General features: G+C 33.6%; 15 protein-coding genes. 9 read left to right on the top strand and 6 right to left on the bottom strand.

Going from position 1 to position 17377, the window contains the following annotated elements; all coding sequences use genetic code 11:
• Positions 1-121 precede the first annotated feature (121 nt).
• The 7 genes from LBV24_RS14455 (at position 122) to secDF (ending at position 10191) form a co-directional block, all read left to right on the top strand.
• The gene (locus LBV24_RS14455) at positions 122-643 is read left to right on the top strand and encodes an RNA polymerase sigma factor (RefSeq protein ID WP_224479377.1); all 522 of its coding nucleotides are present in this window, start codon (positions 122-124) and stop codon (positions 641-643) included.
• Between the two features lie 55 nt (positions 644-698).
• A complete protein-coding gene (locus LBV24_RS14460) occupies positions 699-1613 on the top strand; it encodes a FecR family protein (protein ID WP_224479378.1) in 915 nt (304 codons plus the stop codon).
• Positions 1600-4143, top strand: a complete 2544-nt coding sequence (locus LBV24_RS14465; RefSeq protein WP_224479379.1) for a TonB-dependent receptor — start codon at positions 1600-1602, stop codon at positions 4141-4143. Before LBV24_RS14460 ends, LBV24_RS14465 begins: the two co-directional genes overlap by 14 nt.
• A 74-nt stretch (positions 4144-4217) precedes the next feature.
• Positions 4218-5234 carry a DUF6588 family protein gene (locus LBV24_RS14470; RefSeq protein ID WP_224479380.1) on the top strand — a complete coding sequence of 339 codons (1017 nt, stop codon included), beginning with the start codon at positions 4218-4220 and terminating at the stop codon, positions 5232-5234.
• A gap of 144 nt (positions 5235-5378) precedes the next feature.
• A complete protein-coding gene (gene mdh, locus LBV24_RS14475) occupies positions 5379-6305 on the top strand; it encodes a malate dehydrogenase (protein WP_224479381.1) in 927 nt (308 codons plus the stop codon).
• Between the two features lie 69 nt (positions 6306-6374).
• Complete coding sequence (locus LBV24_RS14480) at positions 6375-6992, top strand: hypothetical protein (RefSeq protein WP_224479382.1); 618 nt, start codon at positions 6375-6377, stop codon at positions 6990-6992.
• Positions 6993-7134: 142 nt separating this feature from the next.
• The gene (secDF, locus tag LBV24_RS14485; protein WP_224479383.1) at positions 7135-10191 is read left to right on the top strand and encodes a protein translocase subunit SecDF; all 3057 of its coding nucleotides are present in this window, start codon (positions 7135-7137) and stop codon (positions 10189-10191) included.
• A gap of 56 nt (positions 10192-10247) precedes the next feature.
• On the opposite strand, the gene LBV24_RS14490 is transcribed toward secDF, so the two are convergent.
• From LBV24_RS14490 to folE, 6 genes are all read right to left on the bottom strand, one after another.
• Positions 10248-10679, bottom strand: a complete 432-nt coding sequence (locus LBV24_RS14490; protein WP_224479384.1) for a hypothetical protein — start codon at positions 10677-10679, stop codon at positions 10248-10250.
• A 91-nt stretch (positions 10680-10770) separates the two neighbouring features.
• On the bottom strand, positions 10771-11226 hold the full coding sequence (locus LBV24_RS14495) for a DUF192 domain-containing protein (RefSeq protein ID WP_317196184.1): 456 nt from the start codon (positions 11224-11226) through the stop codon (positions 10771-10773).
• Positions 11227-11270: 44 nt separating this feature from the next.
• The gene (lgt, locus tag LBV24_RS14500; RefSeq protein ID WP_224479386.1) at positions 11271-12101 is read right to left on the bottom strand and encodes a prolipoprotein diacylglyceryl transferase; all 831 of its coding nucleotides are present in this window, start codon (positions 12099-12101) and stop codon (positions 11271-11273) included.
• Positions 12102-12166: 65 nt separating this feature from the next.
• The gene (gene yidD / locus LBV24_RS14505) at positions 12167-12400 is read right to left on the bottom strand and encodes a membrane protein insertion efficiency factor YidD (protein WP_224479387.1); all 234 of its coding nucleotides are present in this window, start codon (positions 12398-12400) and stop codon (positions 12167-12169) included.
• Between the two features lie 2 nt (positions 12401-12402).
• On the bottom strand, positions 12403-13884 hold the full coding sequence (gene cysS / locus LBV24_RS14510; RefSeq protein WP_224479388.1) for a cysteine--tRNA ligase: 1482 nt from the start codon (positions 13882-13884) through the stop codon (positions 12403-12405).
• A gap of 59 nt (positions 13885-13943) precedes the next feature.
• On the bottom strand, positions 13944-14621 hold the full coding sequence (gene folE / locus LBV24_RS14515; protein WP_224479389.1) for a GTP cyclohydrolase I FolE: 678 nt from the start codon (positions 14619-14621) through the stop codon (positions 13944-13946).
• Between the two features lie 192 nt (positions 14622-14813).
• Between folE and LBV24_RS14520 the strand changes: the two genes are divergently transcribed.
• Together LBV24_RS14520 and LBV24_RS14525 are read left to right on the top strand one after the other, a co-directional pair.
• Positions 14814-15281 carry a hypothetical protein gene (locus LBV24_RS14520; RefSeq protein ID WP_224479390.1) on the top strand — a complete coding sequence of 156 codons (468 nt, stop codon included), beginning with the start codon at positions 14814-14816 and terminating at the stop codon, positions 15279-15281.
• A gap of 6 nt (positions 15282-15287) precedes the next feature.
• Positions 15288-17377: PKD domain-containing protein (locus tag LBV24_RS14525; protein ID WP_224479391.1), on the top strand; the 2090-nt coding region annotated here is incomplete at its 3' end.

Here is a 17377-nt window from a genome sequence, read left to right on the forward strand (position 1 = left end):
GCATTTTACCCTACGATATTCTCGAATTTTTTTTGAAATAATTTGTAAGTCATTGATAATTAATAAAATATAGCTTTAATAAATATTCATATTTTTGCATTAAACTAACTTAAATTAATTAATGTCTAACGATAATTCTAATCTTTGCGAAGAGGAAATTTTTAATGCTTTCTATTTAAAGCATATACAGGCGGTTAGCAATTTTGCATATTATAAATGTGGAGACAAGGATGCATCATTAGACTTTGTACAGGATGCATTTTCCAAAATCTGGCAGAATTGTTTTAAGATTGAATTTTCCAAGGCCAAGACCTATCTTTTTACTACTGTAAATAATTTATTCTTAAATTCTGTTAGGCATACTAAAGTAGTTTTAGCTTATGCCAAACACTCACCTTATTTGGACCGAACAAATGAAAGTCCGGAATATATTTTGGAAGAGGAAGAGTTTAAAAAGAAATTACAATTATTGATTGCGGAGCTTAGTGATGAGCAACGCGAAGTATTTTTACTTAATAGAATGGAGGATAAAAAATATAGAGAGATTGCTGAATTGCTAGATATATCTCAAAAAACGGTTGAAAAACGTATGTCTGGAGCATTAAAATTTCTAAGAAATAACCTTGGCGACATAAATTTTTAAAAAAAAGCGTAGGGTAAATTAAAATAAAGGTGTCTAAATAATATAAGCACAATAAATGGACGTAGAAAAAGACATATTACGCTGGTTTGATGGCCAATTATCCATAGAGGAGCTAAAAGCACTTTACCCTAATAACGATTTTAGGAATTTAGAGAAAACAGCTTTTTACTCCAAACAATTCGATGTACCCAAAATTGATGAACAAAGTGCATTAAATGATTTTAAAAAGAGAAGTCTAGAAAAGGAGTCAGGTAAGGTAATACCATTAAATTTCAAAGCATTTCTTAAGATTGCGGCCGTATTTTTAGTTATGCTTGGGTCTTCCTATTTTTTATTTTTTAATAATGAAAAGACCTTTACTACAGATGTAGCACAAAGTACGTCACTAATTCTGCCAGATAACTCTGAAGTGATATTAAATGCCAAGTCTAAACTGAGCTATAATAAGAAGAAATGGGAGAAATCGAGAAACCTTCAACTTAATGGTGAAGCTTTCTTTAAGGTAATGAAGGGTGAAAAATTTACAGTAAATACCGAAACTGGTTCCGTTGAGGTTTTAGGAACGCAGTTTAATGTAAAGGAACGTGAAAATTATTTCGAAGTTCAATGTTATGAGGGATCTGTAAGAGTAACTGATCAATCTAATACAGTAATACTTAAGCCGGGTGAAAGCTATAGAATCATAAATGGGAAGGTAAATCCTGTAGAAAAATTCAATTCTAAAAATCCATCATGGTTAAATTCAGAATCTACATTTAATAACGTACCTTTTTGGCAAGTTATTGAAGAATTTGAGCGTCAATACGATATAACAATTACAGTAGACAATATAAATACAGAAGAAGTGTTTACAGGTGGTTTTACCCATAGTAATAAAGAAGTTGCATTGCAGTCTATTACAATACCTTTAAAAATTAGTTATAAAATAAAAGGCGATAACATTGAGTTTTATAATTATGAGGCTAAATAAACTTTTATTTATAATTCTGACTTGTTGTTTAAATTTAATAATACATGCACAAAATAACCGTAGTGTATTACTTGTAGACTATGTAAAAGAAATTGAACAAGCTTTTGATGTAAAATTTTCTTACTCAGTAAATGAAGTCAGTACGGTAGAAATAGAACGGCCTATCAATGTAACAGAGTTAAAGGCCATAATCAACTATCTTAACGATAACACCTTATTAAAATTTTCATTTATAAATGAGCGTTATATTACTATTTCTACGCTTAATAAAACAATTTCTATTTGTGGGCTTGTAATTACAAAAGATGAAGATCTGCCTCTTATGGGCGCAACGGCATCTATATCCAACACTAATATTGGTGCTATAACATCATCAGATGGATTATTTTATCTAAGTCATATACCTGTAGATGCCATTGTAAACATTTCTTACCTTGGTTATGAGACCAAGTCATTAGGAGTAACTGCTTTGCGAGGAGAATCAAACTGTCAAAACATTATTCTCAATCCAAAAGAGCAGCAATTAAACGAAATTTTAATCACCAAATTCTTAACAACCGGATTACAAAAACGAAGAGATGGTAGTACGCAATTAAATAGTGCAAAATTTGGGATTCTACCAGGACTAACAGAACCGGATATCTTACAGTCAATCCAGGCGTTACCAGGTGTTGAGAGTATTGATGAGAGTATATCAAACATAAATGTTAGAGGTGGTACTAATGACCAAAATTTAATGTTGTGGAACAATATTAAAATGTACCACACTGGACATTTCTTTGGATTAATATCTGCTTACAATCCCTATTTAACTGATGAAGTTGTTGTTGCAAAAAATGGAACATCAAGTGAGTTTAGTGATGGTGTAAGTAGTACCGTAAATATGAACTCCAAGCATGAAGTCTCTACAAAAATCAATGGAGGTGTAGGTGCCAATTTATTACATGCAGACGGATATATTGAGATGCCAGTTAACGACAAACTAGGCATTCAGCTCTCTGCCAGACGGTCTTACACAGATTATTTTACCACACCCACCTACGATAATTATTTTAATAGAAGTTTCCAGGATAGTGAGATTACTACCAATAGCGATAATATAAATGAAAGCGATCGTGACTCAGAATTTTATTTTTACGACTACTCTGCCCAAATACTGTATCAAATTAATCCTAAACATAGAATTAAAACTAATTTAATAGGGATTAATAATAATTTAAACTATCACGAATCCTTTACCGATAGTGATAATAATGTACAATCTAAAACAAGCTCCTTAAAACAACAAAATTTAGGATTTGGTGGTGAGTGGGATGCTAAATGGTCACAAAAATTTTCAACTAATCTCTCATCGTATTATTCAAAATATAACGTTGATGCCGTCGATTTTAGAATTGAAACAGACCAAAAACTTACACAATCAAATGAAGTTTTAGAAACAGGTATAAAATTAAACACCAACTATAAAATATCAGATAAATTAAAACTTCTTAATGGTTATCAATTCACAGAAGTAGGTATACTCAACGAGACCACAGTAAGTGCGCCCTCGCTAACTCGTACAAAAAAAGACGTATTGTTAAATCACGCTCTTTTTTCAGAATTAGAATATAGTAGTAATACCACGTATTTAAGATTAGGTGTAAGAGGAAACTATTTTGAAAAATTTGATAAACTCATAATAGAACCTCGATTAAACTTTAGACGACAATTACTAAAAAGGTTGGCTTTAAAAATTCAAGGTGAATTTAAAAATCAATCTGCTACTCAGGTTATTGATTTTCAAGATGATTTCCTCGGAGTTGAAAACAGACGATGGATATTGGCTAATAATGAGACCATACCAATATCAGAAAGTAAACAAGCATCCATGGGTTTAGAGTATGATAAAAACAATTTATTAATAGATATTGAGGGGTTTTATAAAACCGTAGATGGAATTACAGTGTCAAATCAAGGATTTTACAACAATTTTCAATTTTTAAATGCTATTGGTGGATACGAGGTAAAAGGATTAGAGTTTTTGGCAAATAAAACTGGGAACTACTATAGTGTTTGGGTAAGCTATACTTATAGTATTAATGACTATGAATTTAATTCTCTTACGCCATCGTTTTTTCCTAATAATGTTGATATAAGACATTCGGTTGCAGGTGCTGTTAATCTAGATGTTTTGGATAATGTAAAGGTATCTCTAGGAGGTATGTATCGTTCCGGACGACCATTTACGAGACCTGTAGAAGGTAATGAAACCTTACAGGATGGTAATAATACATTTGTTAATTATGATAGCCCTAATGCCGAGAACCTTGATTATTTTATGCGTTTAGATGGATCGTTGAGCTACAGATTTAATATTTCTAATAACGTAAATACAATATTGAGGGTAGGTGTAATTAATATTTTAGACCGAAAAAATACCATTAATAAGTATTATGAAGTAGATCCTAATGATGCCAACAATGCTATAGAAATTGAAAATAAGTCGCTTGGACTAACACCAAATATTAGCTGGCGTTTACAATTTTAATATCGATAAAAAGCAATAAAAAGCGATAAAGTGTAAAATTTGTTTATATTTGTTTCCAAACCAAACTTAACCTCATGAAAAAAATAGTTTTATTTACCCTAATGTCGGTAGCTATCTCGACATTATATTCTCAAAATGATATTGATGTTTTATTAGCCGCAGGTGTTGAAGATGCAGAACGATTTGCCAATGATTACCTTGCGCCTGGTACCAATGGTTTAATGCACAGTATGAATGCCAATTGGTTTAATTCTGCCAAAACAAAACCTTTAGGAGGGTTTGAAATTTCAATTATTGCAAACGCCTCTCTTATAAAGGATGATGATAAGGTATTTACCATGAACACTGCAGATTATAATAATGTACAGTTTGTTCAAGGCCCTAGTGTACAATCAGTCGCATCGGTATTAGGTGAAAATGATCCTGCCATTTTGGTGGAATTGGAATATGATGATCCAATATTTGGATCGCAAACTGAGCAGATAGAGCTGCCTCAAGGAATAGGAGATGCGAGTGCCAATCTATTACCAACAGCTACATTGCAAGGTGCTGTCGGTTTAGGGTCTGGTATAGAAATAAAAGCAAGATATTTACCAGAGATTGAAACGGATGAAGTAAGTCTTCAGATGTATGGTGCAGGTTTACAATTAGAGTTTACAAAATGGTTGCCAGCGGATAAGATTTGGCCTATAGCACTTTCTGGTGTTGTTGCTTATAATCATATCAATGGTAGATACGATTTTACGCAGTCTTCAGGAATAGAAGGCGAGAATCAAAGGATGGAAAATGAAGTAAACACATGGTTGTTTCAGTTGGTAGCCTCTACCAAAATGCCAGTCATAAATTTCTATGGAGGTTTAGGCTATATAACGGGAAAATCTGAAACGGACGTACTAGGCGTATATAGAGTTACAGATGGCATTTTAACAACTGAGGATATAGTAGATCCCTTCTCTGTTCAGTCTGAGATTGGATCAGTAAGAGGAACCTTAGGAACAAAATTGAAATTAGGTTTCTTTAGGTTAAATGCAGAGTACAACCTTTCAGAATTTGATACTTTTTCAGTGGGTGTAAATTTTGGATTTAGATAAAATAGTTTCGAAATAATTATATTATAAGCAGTCAATTATTGGCTGCTTTTTTTATTTTTTAATACTATGACTTATGTCATGGAAATTAGACTCTAATGCCGTAAATTTGTACTCGATTTTTTAACGTTATAAATAAATTTTAAAATGAAAGTAACCGTAGTTGGCGCTGGTGCAGTAGGCGCAAGTTGTGCAGAATATATAGCAATGAAAAACTTTGCTTCTGAAGTTGTCATTCTTGATATTAAGGAAGGCTATGCAGAAGGTAAGGCAATGGATCTTATGCAATGCGCATCATTGAATGCTTTTGATACTAAGATTACAGGTAGCACAAGTGACTATACTAAAACAGCTAATAGCGATATCTGTGTAATTACCTCTGGTATCCCTCGTAAACCAGGTATGACTCGTGAGGAATTGATAGGTATCAATGCAGGTATTGTAAAATCAGTTTCGGCTAGTTTAGTTGAACACTCACCTAATACAATTATTATAGTGGTAAGTAATCCAATGGACACCATGACTTACTTGGTTCATCAAACTACGGATTTACCAAAGCATAAAATTATAGGAATGGGTGGTGCTTTAGATTCTGCCAGATTTAAATATAGATTGGCAGAAGCTTTAGATGCACCAATTAGTGACGTAGATGGTATGGTAATCGGAGGCCATAGTGATAAGGGTATGGTTCCTTTAACATCACATGCCACAAGAAATAGTATCAATGTATCAGAGTTTATTTCAGAAGAAAGATTAAACCAAGTTAAAGAAGATACTAAGGTTGGTGGTGCAACATTAACTAAATTATTAGGTACTTCGGCATGGTATGCTCCAGGTGCAGCTGTAAGTGGTTTAGTTCAGGCTATCGCCTGCGATCAAAAGAAAATGTTCCCTTGTTCTACATTATTAGAAGGAGAATATGGATTAAGTGGTCTTTGTATCGGAGTACCAGTAATATTAGGTCGCAATGGTATCGAGAAAATAGTAGATGTGCCATTAAGTGATGCCGAAAAAGCTCATTTGGCAGAAAGCGCCGAAGGTGTGAAGAAAACAAATGGCCTTTTAGAATTCTAAACTATAAGTACATTAGACATTATCATAAAGACTGTAGCAATACAGTCTTTATTTTTTTATATTTGGCGCATGAAAATGAAATTGCATTTAGGTGTTGTTATGGTGATACTTATGTTCTTAGGAACATATATAGAGCATAACTTAGTACCTAATCAACAAATTGTAATTCAATTTTCTAATCATCAAATAACTTCCGAAGAGGCAAATTCTGCCGCAGAAGCCCTAAAACAACAACTTGAGGAGATTGGTGCTGAAAAACTAGACATTGGTCAGTTTAACAGTGGTCAATTAACAATCACTTATTATAGTGATACTGATGTAATGAGTATCCAAAAGGTACTCACTGATGATGATTTAGTATTAGATTATTCATTGGGAAAGAAATCAAATGATAAATCAATCCCTGAAAAAGTAGAACTCTATAAGTTTAATGTTTCAGAAATACAGGACAGTCCAATAAATAATTGGGATTTTGAAGGTACCGTAGTAACTGAGCTAAACCATAAAAGTGACCGTTATTATTTTCCAAAGGTAAAGTCTTCTGCTACTAAAGAAGAATTAAACACTAACAGTAAAATACTCTACTCTAGATTTACAATATCTAGTGTATTTCAAATTTACAAGGGCAAATTTGCCTATCAGATTCCGGAGGTACGAGCTGGACCTTCTATGTTAGGAAATAGTTAATCTGAAATAATTTCCATTATCAATTTAAGTACTTTTTTCAATCAAAAAAGTTGAAACCCATTTAACAATTAAAAATAATTGTTGGATAGTGCGTTAAAGTATATATTTGCGCGACTAATTTCCGACATTAAACAACTATAAAATGCAAAACAAAGGAATAATTAAACTGTTTGCACTCCTATTTGGATTGGTGAGTATCTACCAATTGTCTTTTACATTTAAGGCCAACCAAATAGAAGATGAAGCAAAAGCTTATGCTGTAAGCCAATATGATGAATCTATAGAGAATTATCAAGAATTAAGAAATCAAGCCGAAATCAATTACCTAGATTCTTTAAAGACGTCTAAAATTAAGGTAGGAGATGAGTTTGAACCAATTGAAGTATACAATATGTTGGGTGTATCTCAATATACTTACACTGAAGTTGAAGAAAATGCCATGAAATTAGGTCTTGACCTTAAGGGTGGTATTAATGCAATTATTCAAATTTCTGTTAAAGACATCTTGAAAGGATTGTCTAACAATAGTAAGGACCCAATCTTTAACAAGGCTCTTGATGATGCCGAAGAGTTACAGAAAGATGCACAAGAATCTTACTTAGAATCTTTCTTTAGAGCTTTTGATGCTATTAAAGGTGATACAAAATTAGCTTCTCCAGATATTTTTGCTAATCGCGATTTAAGTGATGTGATTAAATTTGACATGACTGATGACGAGGTAAAAAGTATTCTAGAAACAAAAATAGACGAGTCTATAGTTTCTGCCTTTGAGGTATTGCGTAATCGTATTGATGGATTTGGTGTTTCATCTCCAAATATCCAACGTTTAGGAAATTCAGGTAGAATTTTAATTGAATTACCTGGTGCAAAAGACAAAAAACGTGTTGTTGATATCATAACAAAAACAGCGCAATTACAGTTCTGGGAAACATATAAAACACAAGAAGTTTTACCGTACATTCTTCAAGTTAATCAAGCATTAGTTGAAGCAAATAAAGAAAAAGAGGAAGAAACATCTGAAGTTGCTGAGGCAGAAGAGGTGGTTGATAGTACAGAAAGTGCAATTGATGAGTTAACAGGTCAGATAGAAACAGACTCAACAGATGTTGCAGATATAAATCCATTGGGCATTCAGAGTTATGGTAATGGTGGTTCTGTAGCAGCAATGTTCTTGGCTAAGGATAGAGCAAAAGTATTAGCTCACTTAAATGATCCTAAGAACAGAGCATTATTACCTGCAGAAATGCGTTATGCAAAATTCCTTTGGGGAATTCAGAATAAAGATTCAGAGTACTCTGAACTTTACGTGATCAAGGCTAATAGAGATGGTGTTCCTCCATTAAGTGGTGCTGTAATCACTGATGCTAGACAAGATTATGATCAGATTAGTAGACCAGCTGTAAGTATGCAAATGAACGCAAAGGGTGCGAAGACTTGGGAAGAAATGACTAAAAAAGCATTCGAAACTCAAGGCTATATTGCTATTGTTTTAGATGATATTGTTTATTCTGCGCCGAGTGTTTCAAATGGACCAATCGCTGGTGGTAATTCGCAAATATCAGGTGCTTTTTCATTAACTGAAGCTGTAGATTTGGCAAATGTTCTGCGTGCAGGTAAATTACCTGCTTCTGCTGAGATAGTGCAAGCAGATGAGGTAGGTCCTTCTCTTGGACAAGAAGCAATAGACAGTGGTATTAAGTCTTTTGGTATAGCATTAGTATTTGTATTGTTATGGATGATTTTTTACTATGGTAAAGCAGGTGGATTTGCAGATATAGCTTTATTATTAAACATATTATTGATCTTTGGTGTACTTGCAAGTTTAGGAGCGGTATTAACATTGCCTGGTATTGCAGGTATTGTTTTAACTATTGGTATATCGGTTGATGCTAACGTTCTTATTTTTGAACGAATTAGGGAAGAGATAGATAAAGGGAAATCACAGAAAGAATCTGTAAAAGATGGATTTGCCAATGCATTGTCTTCTATTTTAGATGCCAACATTACTACTGGTTTAACAGCATTAATATTATTCGTCTTTGGTACAGGACCGATTAAAGGTTTTGCAACTACATTAATAATTGGTATTGTTACGTCATTATTTACTGCAATCTTTATTACAAGATTATTAATTGATTGGTATGTAAATAGAGGTGGTAAATTAGACTTCTCAACAGCAATGACTAAAGGTCTTTTCAAGAATGTTAATATCAACTTCTTGAGAAAGCGTAAAATCGCTTATGTAATATCAGCTGTTTTACTATTAACAAGTTTAGGTTCTTTATTTACAACAGGTCTTGACCAAGGGATAGATTTTGTTGGTGGTAGAACTTACCAGGTAAGATTTGAGCAACCTGTAAGCACAGAAGAAGTTACTAGTGTCTTAAATGATCCTGCTGTATTTGCAAGTGCGGAAGTTAAAACCATAGGTGCACCTAATCAATTAAAAATTTCTACTAAATATAAGGTAGAAGATAATTCTGTTGAAGCAGATGAAGAGGTGCAAACTAAGTTATTTGAAGCTTTAAAACCATATTTACCTTCAGGTATGACTTATGAAGAATTTGATAACGGTTCTGGAGATGCAAAAATAGGTAAGATGCTATCGAGTAAAGTAAGTCCAACAATTGCAGATGATATTAAAAAATCATCGTTTTGGGCAGTTCTTGGTTCGTTAGTAGTGGTCTTCTTATATATATTAATAAGATTCAAGAAGTGGCAATTCTCATTAGGTGCTGTTGCAGCAGTATTCCATGATGTATTAATTGTACTTGGTATCTTCTCATTAACATGGAGGTTTATGCCATTTAGCATGGAGATTGATCAAGCCTTTATTGCAGCGATATTAACTGTTATTGGTTACTCACTTAACGATACGGTGGTTGTATTTGATAGAATTAGAGAATTCTTAAATGAGCATACTTCATGGGAGTTTGGTAGAACAATTAATGCCTCACTTAATAGTACATTAAGTAGAACATTGAATACCTCTGTAACTACTTTAGTGGTATTATTAGCTATGTTCATTTTCGGTGCTGATTCTCTTAGAGGATTGTTATTTGCCTTAATTGTTGGTGTAATAGTAGGTACTTATTCATCTATGTTTATAGCAACACCATTGATGTATGATACAGCTAAGAAGGGTGATGCAGCAGAATCTTTAAAAAAGAAAGTGAAAGAAGACGATGACGAGGAATAACTAAGTTTGTTTTTAAATAAATATTTAAAGTGCCTTTCCTTCTTGGAAAGGCATTTTTATTTTATGTTTTTCACTAAAGTATTATAGCCATTCCAAGCACAAGAGCTATCTTTTATGTTGTAATTGTTGAATTCAGAATTTACCATATAAGTTTCAACTGTTGTGCAGCCACCATAATTACTTGGTCTTTGTATAAGTTGTGTTTCAAATTCTATTAACGCATCAATTTGTTGAACACTTAACATTTTTTTAGAATGTTTCTTGCCATCTTTTATTCGATGCAGAAAAATATCGTCATTATGATAGGACAGAAATAATCTTTCTTCGATATTATGAAAACACCCAGATGAGACAAAGGTTAGTGACCATGGAGTTCTATTTAAAATAGATGCTTCAATCGAGGTTTGAAAATCTTGTTGGGAGTAAACGTCTTGTTGGTTAATTGCAATAAGAAACAAAAACAGAACTAAAGTTTTTAGCTGATACATAAAAAGGGCTTTTGTCAAAACTATGATATTATTAGTTGTACTAATACTATCAATGAGTGTACCATAATTCTAAATGAGTAAACAAAGCCTTTTAGTTTGTCTTCTCAAATTCAATCTTATCTCCAACCTCAAGTTGCCATTCATCCGAAAGGCCACCGTTAATTTCTAAAACATATTTGGCTGGTGCCTCAGAGGGTAGTGAGGTTTCATCAAAAGGTTTTGCATTTTTTTGAAAACTCACAATGGTTTTTTGTTCATCAATATATATGATGTCTAATGGAATCTTGGTATTCTTCATATAAAAGCTACGGTAAGAAACATCTGGAAATATGAAGAGCATTCCTTTATTAGTACCTAGCTCGGTTCTGTACATTAAACCTGTTTGGGTTTCGTATTCATCATCTGCAATTTCAATATCAATAGTTTTAACTATTGAATCTGAAAGTCCTTTTTTAAGCTTAAGAACACCTTCTTTTTTGAAAGAAACTTCAATTTTATCGGAAGTCACAGATGTCTTTTCTTCTTTACAATTTTGCAGAGAAATCAAAGTCGAAATTAAAAAACAAAATTTAATTAACTGCTTATAAGGCATTATGACGACTGGGTTTTAGGTTTATACATAAACATAAAATAAAGCCCAATTAGTATAAATGGAATACTTAATAATTGCCCTGTAGATAATGCATTACCAAAGTATTCCTCAATGCCACCTTGGCTTACCTTAACATACTCTACAAAGAACCTTATTGTCCATAGTAAAACTAAAAATAACCCAAATAAAAAGCCTTGTTGTTCTGCCTTTTTGGTTTTCCAATAAAAGTAAAAGAGTATTAAAAAGACAAAAACATAACAAAATGCTTCATATAATTGAGCAGGATGTCTTGGTTCAGTTTCACCTAGTTGTTTAAATACTATACCGAAGTCACTATTAGTATATTTTCCAATTATTTCGGAGTTTATAAAGTTACCTATTCTAACAAAAACAGCACCTAGTGCTACTGGTATGACTACACGATCTAAAATCCAAAGTACAGTTTTTTTCAATATTTTTTTGTTATACAAGTACATTGAAATAATCATGGCAATTGCAGCGCCATGACTTGCCAGGCCTTGAAAACCAGTAAACTCAATTCCTCCCTTAAACTTAAAAGGTAAAAATATACTGAAGAAATCTTCAGTGATTAATTCAGACTGGTAGAATATAACATGGCCCAATCTCGCACCTAGCATTATCCCAATAACAGAATAAATAAATAAAGAATCTAACGACTCATCTGATTGGTTTTCGTTTCTGTAAATACGTTTCATGATATAAAAACCTAGAACAAAGGCTACTATCCACATAACGCTATAAAAGTGAAGTTTAAAAAATCCCAGATCTAAATATTTGATTGGATCCCAAACAATATGTATTGAATGCATAGGTGTTTTCTTTATGCAGTAAATATAATATTTTGATAGGTTTTGATAGAGAGATTAACTTATAATTAATCTTCCTTTGGTGGAACCGGGTCAAATCCCTTTCCGCCCCAAGGATGGCAACTAAAAATACGTTTCAATGCTAATTTTCCTCCTTTAAACAAACCATGTACTTGTAATGCTTCTTTGGCATAGTGAGAACACGTTGGTTGGTACCTACATGTAGCTGGAGTTAAAGGTGAGATAACGGTTTGATAAATTTTAATTAAAAAAAGAAATGGATATGTCAGAAGCTTTTTCACAACTAGTTGGTCGTAAAAGTAGTACCATCTTTACCATCCTGTAACTGAATACCAGCCTCAGATAATTCATCCCTAATTTTATCAGATAAGGCAAAATCCTTATTTACTCGTGCTTCTTTTCGAAGGTTTATTAAAATTTCAACAGCACTAGATAATTTGTCGCTTCCTGCTACTTCTTTATCACTATTTTTAAGCCCTAAGATATCAAATGTGAACGTGGCTATGGTAGACCTTAAAAGGTCTAAATCTTCTTGAGTAATAGTTGCACTTCCATCTTTAATTTGGTTGATAAACTTAGCGCCATCAAAAAGGTTCGCAATTAACACAGGTGTGTTGAAATCGTCATTCATGGCATCATAACATTTCTGCCTCCAGTTTTGAATATCCACCGAGGAAGTACCACTAGTTTTTAAGTTATCTATCAAATTAATAGCGTCCATTAATCTAAAATAACCTTTTTCACTTGCCAATAATCCATTATTTGTAAAGTCTAAAATACTTCTATAGTGTGCTTGTAGCATAAAAAAACGAGCAACACTTGGCAAATACGCCTTAGTGATATGAGGATTATCACCTGAGAATATTTCATTTGGTAAAATATAATTCCCTGTAGACTTGGCCATTTTTTTACCGTTCATAATTAACATATTGGCATGCATCCAATAGTTTACTGGTGCTTTGTCGTTGGTGGCTTCGGCCTGTGCAATTTCACATTCGTGATGTGGAAATTTTAAATCCATACCACCTCCATGAATATCAAATTGTTCACCCAAATATTTAGTACTCATCGCAGTACATTCCAGGTGCCAACCCGGGAAACCATCGCTCCAAGGAGATGGCCAACGCATAATATGTTGTGGTTCTGCTTTTTTCCAAAGTGCAAAATCTTGAGGATTCTTTTTGTCTGATTGGCCGTCTAGAGCTCTTGTATTATGGATAAGGTCCTCAACTTTCCTTTTGCTCAAAATACCATAACTCTTACTTTCATTGTATTTTAATACATCGAAATAAACAGATCCATTTACTTCGTAAGCAAAGCCATTATCAATTATGTTTTTAATGATTTCAATTTGCTCTATGATATGCCCTGTTGCTGTAGGTTCAATACTTGGTGGTAAAAAGTTAAAGGTGTTAAGAATATTGTGAAAGTCAACTGTATATCGCTGTACAACTTCCATAGGTTCTATAGCCTCAAGTCTTGCTTTTTTAGCTATTCTATCTTCACCTTCATCTGCATCGTTTTCTAAATGACCTGCATCTGTAATATTCCTTACGTATCTAACCTTATACTCTAAGTGCTTAAGATATCTATAAATGACATCAAAGGACATAAAAGTTCTAACATTACCTAGATGTACATTGCTATATACAGTTGGGCCACATACGTACATGCCAACATAACCAGGCGTTATTGGTTTAAAATCTTGTTTTTCACCATTTAGTGAATTATATATTTTTATGGATTGAGATTCGTATAAAGGCATAATGTAATTGTCAAATGGAATGTAAAAACAAATCTATAATTAAGCTATAGAATTAGCAATTAAAATTTAGTGTCCAGTTGTATGTAGTCTAGAAATTCTCTTTTGGTTTCTTTCTCTTTGAATTTTCCTCCAAATTCAGATGTTACTGTACTACTTTCAATATCTCTAATACCACGCGAATTAACACATAGGTGCTTAGCATCAATCACACAGGCAACATCCTCTGTGTTTAATACTTTTTGAAGTTCTTTTACAATTTGAATAGTAAGCCTTTCTTGTACCTGTGGTCTTTTTGCAAAATAATCTACGATACGGTTCATTTTTGATAAACCTACTACTGTACCATTAGAAATATAAGCTACATGAGCCTTACCGACTATTGGCAATAAATGATGTTCGCATGTAGAATATACTGTAATATTCTTCTCAACCAACATTTCACCGTATTTGTACTTGTTCTCAAAAGTAGAGGCACTTGGTTTTTTAGCAGGGTCTAATCCGCCAAAGATTTCGTTGACAAACATTTTTGCAACACGTCTAGGAGTACCATTAAGACTATCATCAGATAAGTCTAAGCCTAGGGTTTCCATTATGTGCCTAACATCGTCTTTAATGATATCCATTTTCTCCTCATTTGAGAGCTTAAAAGCATCATCTCTCATAGGAGTTTCGCTAGATGAAGAAACATGATCATCTCCAAGAGCATCTATATCATTAAAATCGCTATCAATTCTCATAGTTTAAATAATTATTCATTTCCTGTTAAGGAGCTGCAAAGATACGTAATAAAAATAGTATCAATATGGTAGGACTTTTATAATTAACCCTGTTATATTAATAAATCTGTTGAATTACCTATTACATTGACAAATTAACATTAATAATTCTAAAATTTTCTTAATTTTCAAAACTTTAATAAATTCATAAATATGCATAGATTCCTCTTAAGAATCCTGATTTTATTTTTATTGTTTTCTTTCAATGAAATTAATGGTCAAACAGCACAAAATGTTGAGTTCAAAGCTGTGAAGTATAGACCAAATGTTGATGCTCCCTTAACTAGTGACGAATTGCTAAAAATAAGAGAAGTTTATAAAGATTCAACAGAAGATGTTATTTTAAATGATAAAGCACATTTAAAACGCATAAAGCATTTATTAAGAAATAGAATAAATATTCTAAGATTAGATATTAAAGGAAAACAACGTAATTATATTCCACTTTCTGAGGTGGAATTATTTAATCATTATAATCCTAGTTTAGAACGTGATGTAGTTTTTGATAAATATGGATTCAATCCATTAAAATATAACTTGAATTTCTATCCTTCACAAAATCTTTTATATAGGATTGATGGCACTAGTTACTTCATTCAAATAATGTCCCAATTTCAATAGAATATGATGAAAAGAATACTTTTACTTTTAACGATTTTATTGTCCTATTTGTCAAGTGCGCAGGATATAGTAATGCAGAATGGGACATTTAATCAATGTTCAGCAGGATTTTTCTATGACTCTGGAGGAGAATTTGGGCCCGCTGGAAATAATGAAAATTTAACTTTAACCCTTTGTCCTGACAGTCCAGGTTTTCAGGCTCAAGTGAATTTTACTTTTTTTCAACTTCAGGCTAACTTAGATTTTTTGGCAATATATAATGGTCCGGATGCAACTTATGATGAAATAGGAACATTTACAGCCGTTGATAACCCTGGTTTAATAACAGCTTCACTTACGGAGATTAATCCTGGTGGACAACCTAATCCAGATGGATGCTTAACATTTGTCTATACAAGTAATGCGGATGGCCCATCTGCTGGCTGGGAAGCTGAAATTTCTTGTTTTGAGCCATGTCAATCTATTGATGCAGTACTTGTAAACACAATTCCGGCTGTTAACGCTGAAGATATAATTAGAATCTGTCAAGGAGAACAAGTAACGTTTGAAGGTGACGGTGTCTTTGGTGCAGATCCGACAGGTGCAACCTATACTTGGGACTTTGGAGATGGAACTTCAGATATAGGTCAAACAGTTACTAAAACATATGATAATGAAGGAATTTACATTGTTAATTTAGCTGTAGGTGATGATAACCCTGCGGGTTGTAGCAGTACAAACCTTATAAATCAATTTGTGCATGTATCTACAAATCCAGATTTTTCAGGAACTGCTCCAGATCAGGCGACTATTTGTTATGGAGAGCAAGTAGATATTACAGCTCAGGTTCAAGGTGTAACATTTTCCATTGATTGTGCCAATGGTGGTGTACAGGCAAATTTAGGTTCTACTGCTGGGGCTACTTACGAATCAGAATTAGAACTAGATTGTTTTTTAGGACAACAGATAACAGATCCAACACAACTTGAAAGTATATGTATCGTTATGGAACATACATATATAGGAGATTTAGAAATTATAGTCATTAGCCCAAGTGGACAACAAGTAACTTTACATAATCAAACCGGAGGAGGAACATTCGTTGGTGATCCAATAATTTCAGATGGTACAGGACCTGGTGTAGGATGGGAATACTGTTTTGCAATGAGTGGTACTCAGATATTAAGTGCCGGACCAACAATACCGGGAGGAACTCCAACACCTGGTAATTCAGTAGATCCAGACGCTGGGCCTTTCCTTCCAATAGGAGATTTTGCAAATTTTGTGGGATCCGATATTAATGGAGAGTGGACCCTATTTATTGAAGATCATTTAAATATTGATGATGGTACAATTTTTACATGGTCATTAAATTTTGATGAATCATTACTTGTATCGGATTTTGCTTTTACTCCTATTATTGATAACGAAGGCTGGGATTCAGATCCAACAATTGTAACTACCAATGGAAATGTAATAACTGTTGCGCCACCTGATGCAGGTACATATACCTATACTTATACTGCTCAAGACGATTTTGGTTGTACATATACTGAAGACGTTACAGTTGAGGTGTTGCCAGAACTGATTACCGAATTACCTAATAACTTGGTAATTTGTAATCCAGGTGCACCACCCTATAATTTTAATTTAGAATTAAATACACCAGTTGTCACTGCAAGTGCACCTAATGCTGGTGATTTGGTAGTTACCTACCATAATTCACAGGCCGATGCAGAAAATGATGTTGGAGCAATAACAGGAACAAATAATTATTCGGGTACTGATGGTGAATTTGTTTATGTTCGGATTGAATATTTGGATTCGGGATGTAATGATGTATATTCTTTTAATGTTAGTTTATCTAACCAGCCAGTGATCAATCCCGTTGCTGACATGGAGATGTGCGACGACGGCCTGAACGACGGCACAGAGCTTTTCAACCTGGATTCCCAGACGCTTGGTATTTTGGGCGCCCAGGACCCTAGCGCTTTCGATGTGACCTACCATTTGAGCTTTGCGGATGCCGATGGCGGCGTCGGTGCCTTGGCGAGTCCCTTCCCCAACACGGTGAACCCCCAGCCGATCTACGTGAGGGTGGAGACCATAGGCGATGC

The organism is Winogradskyella vincentii, assembly GCF_020166345.1.
Taxonomy (GTDB): domain Bacteria; phylum Bacteroidota; class Bacteroidia; order Flavobacteriales; family Flavobacteriaceae; genus Winogradskyella; species Winogradskyella vincentii.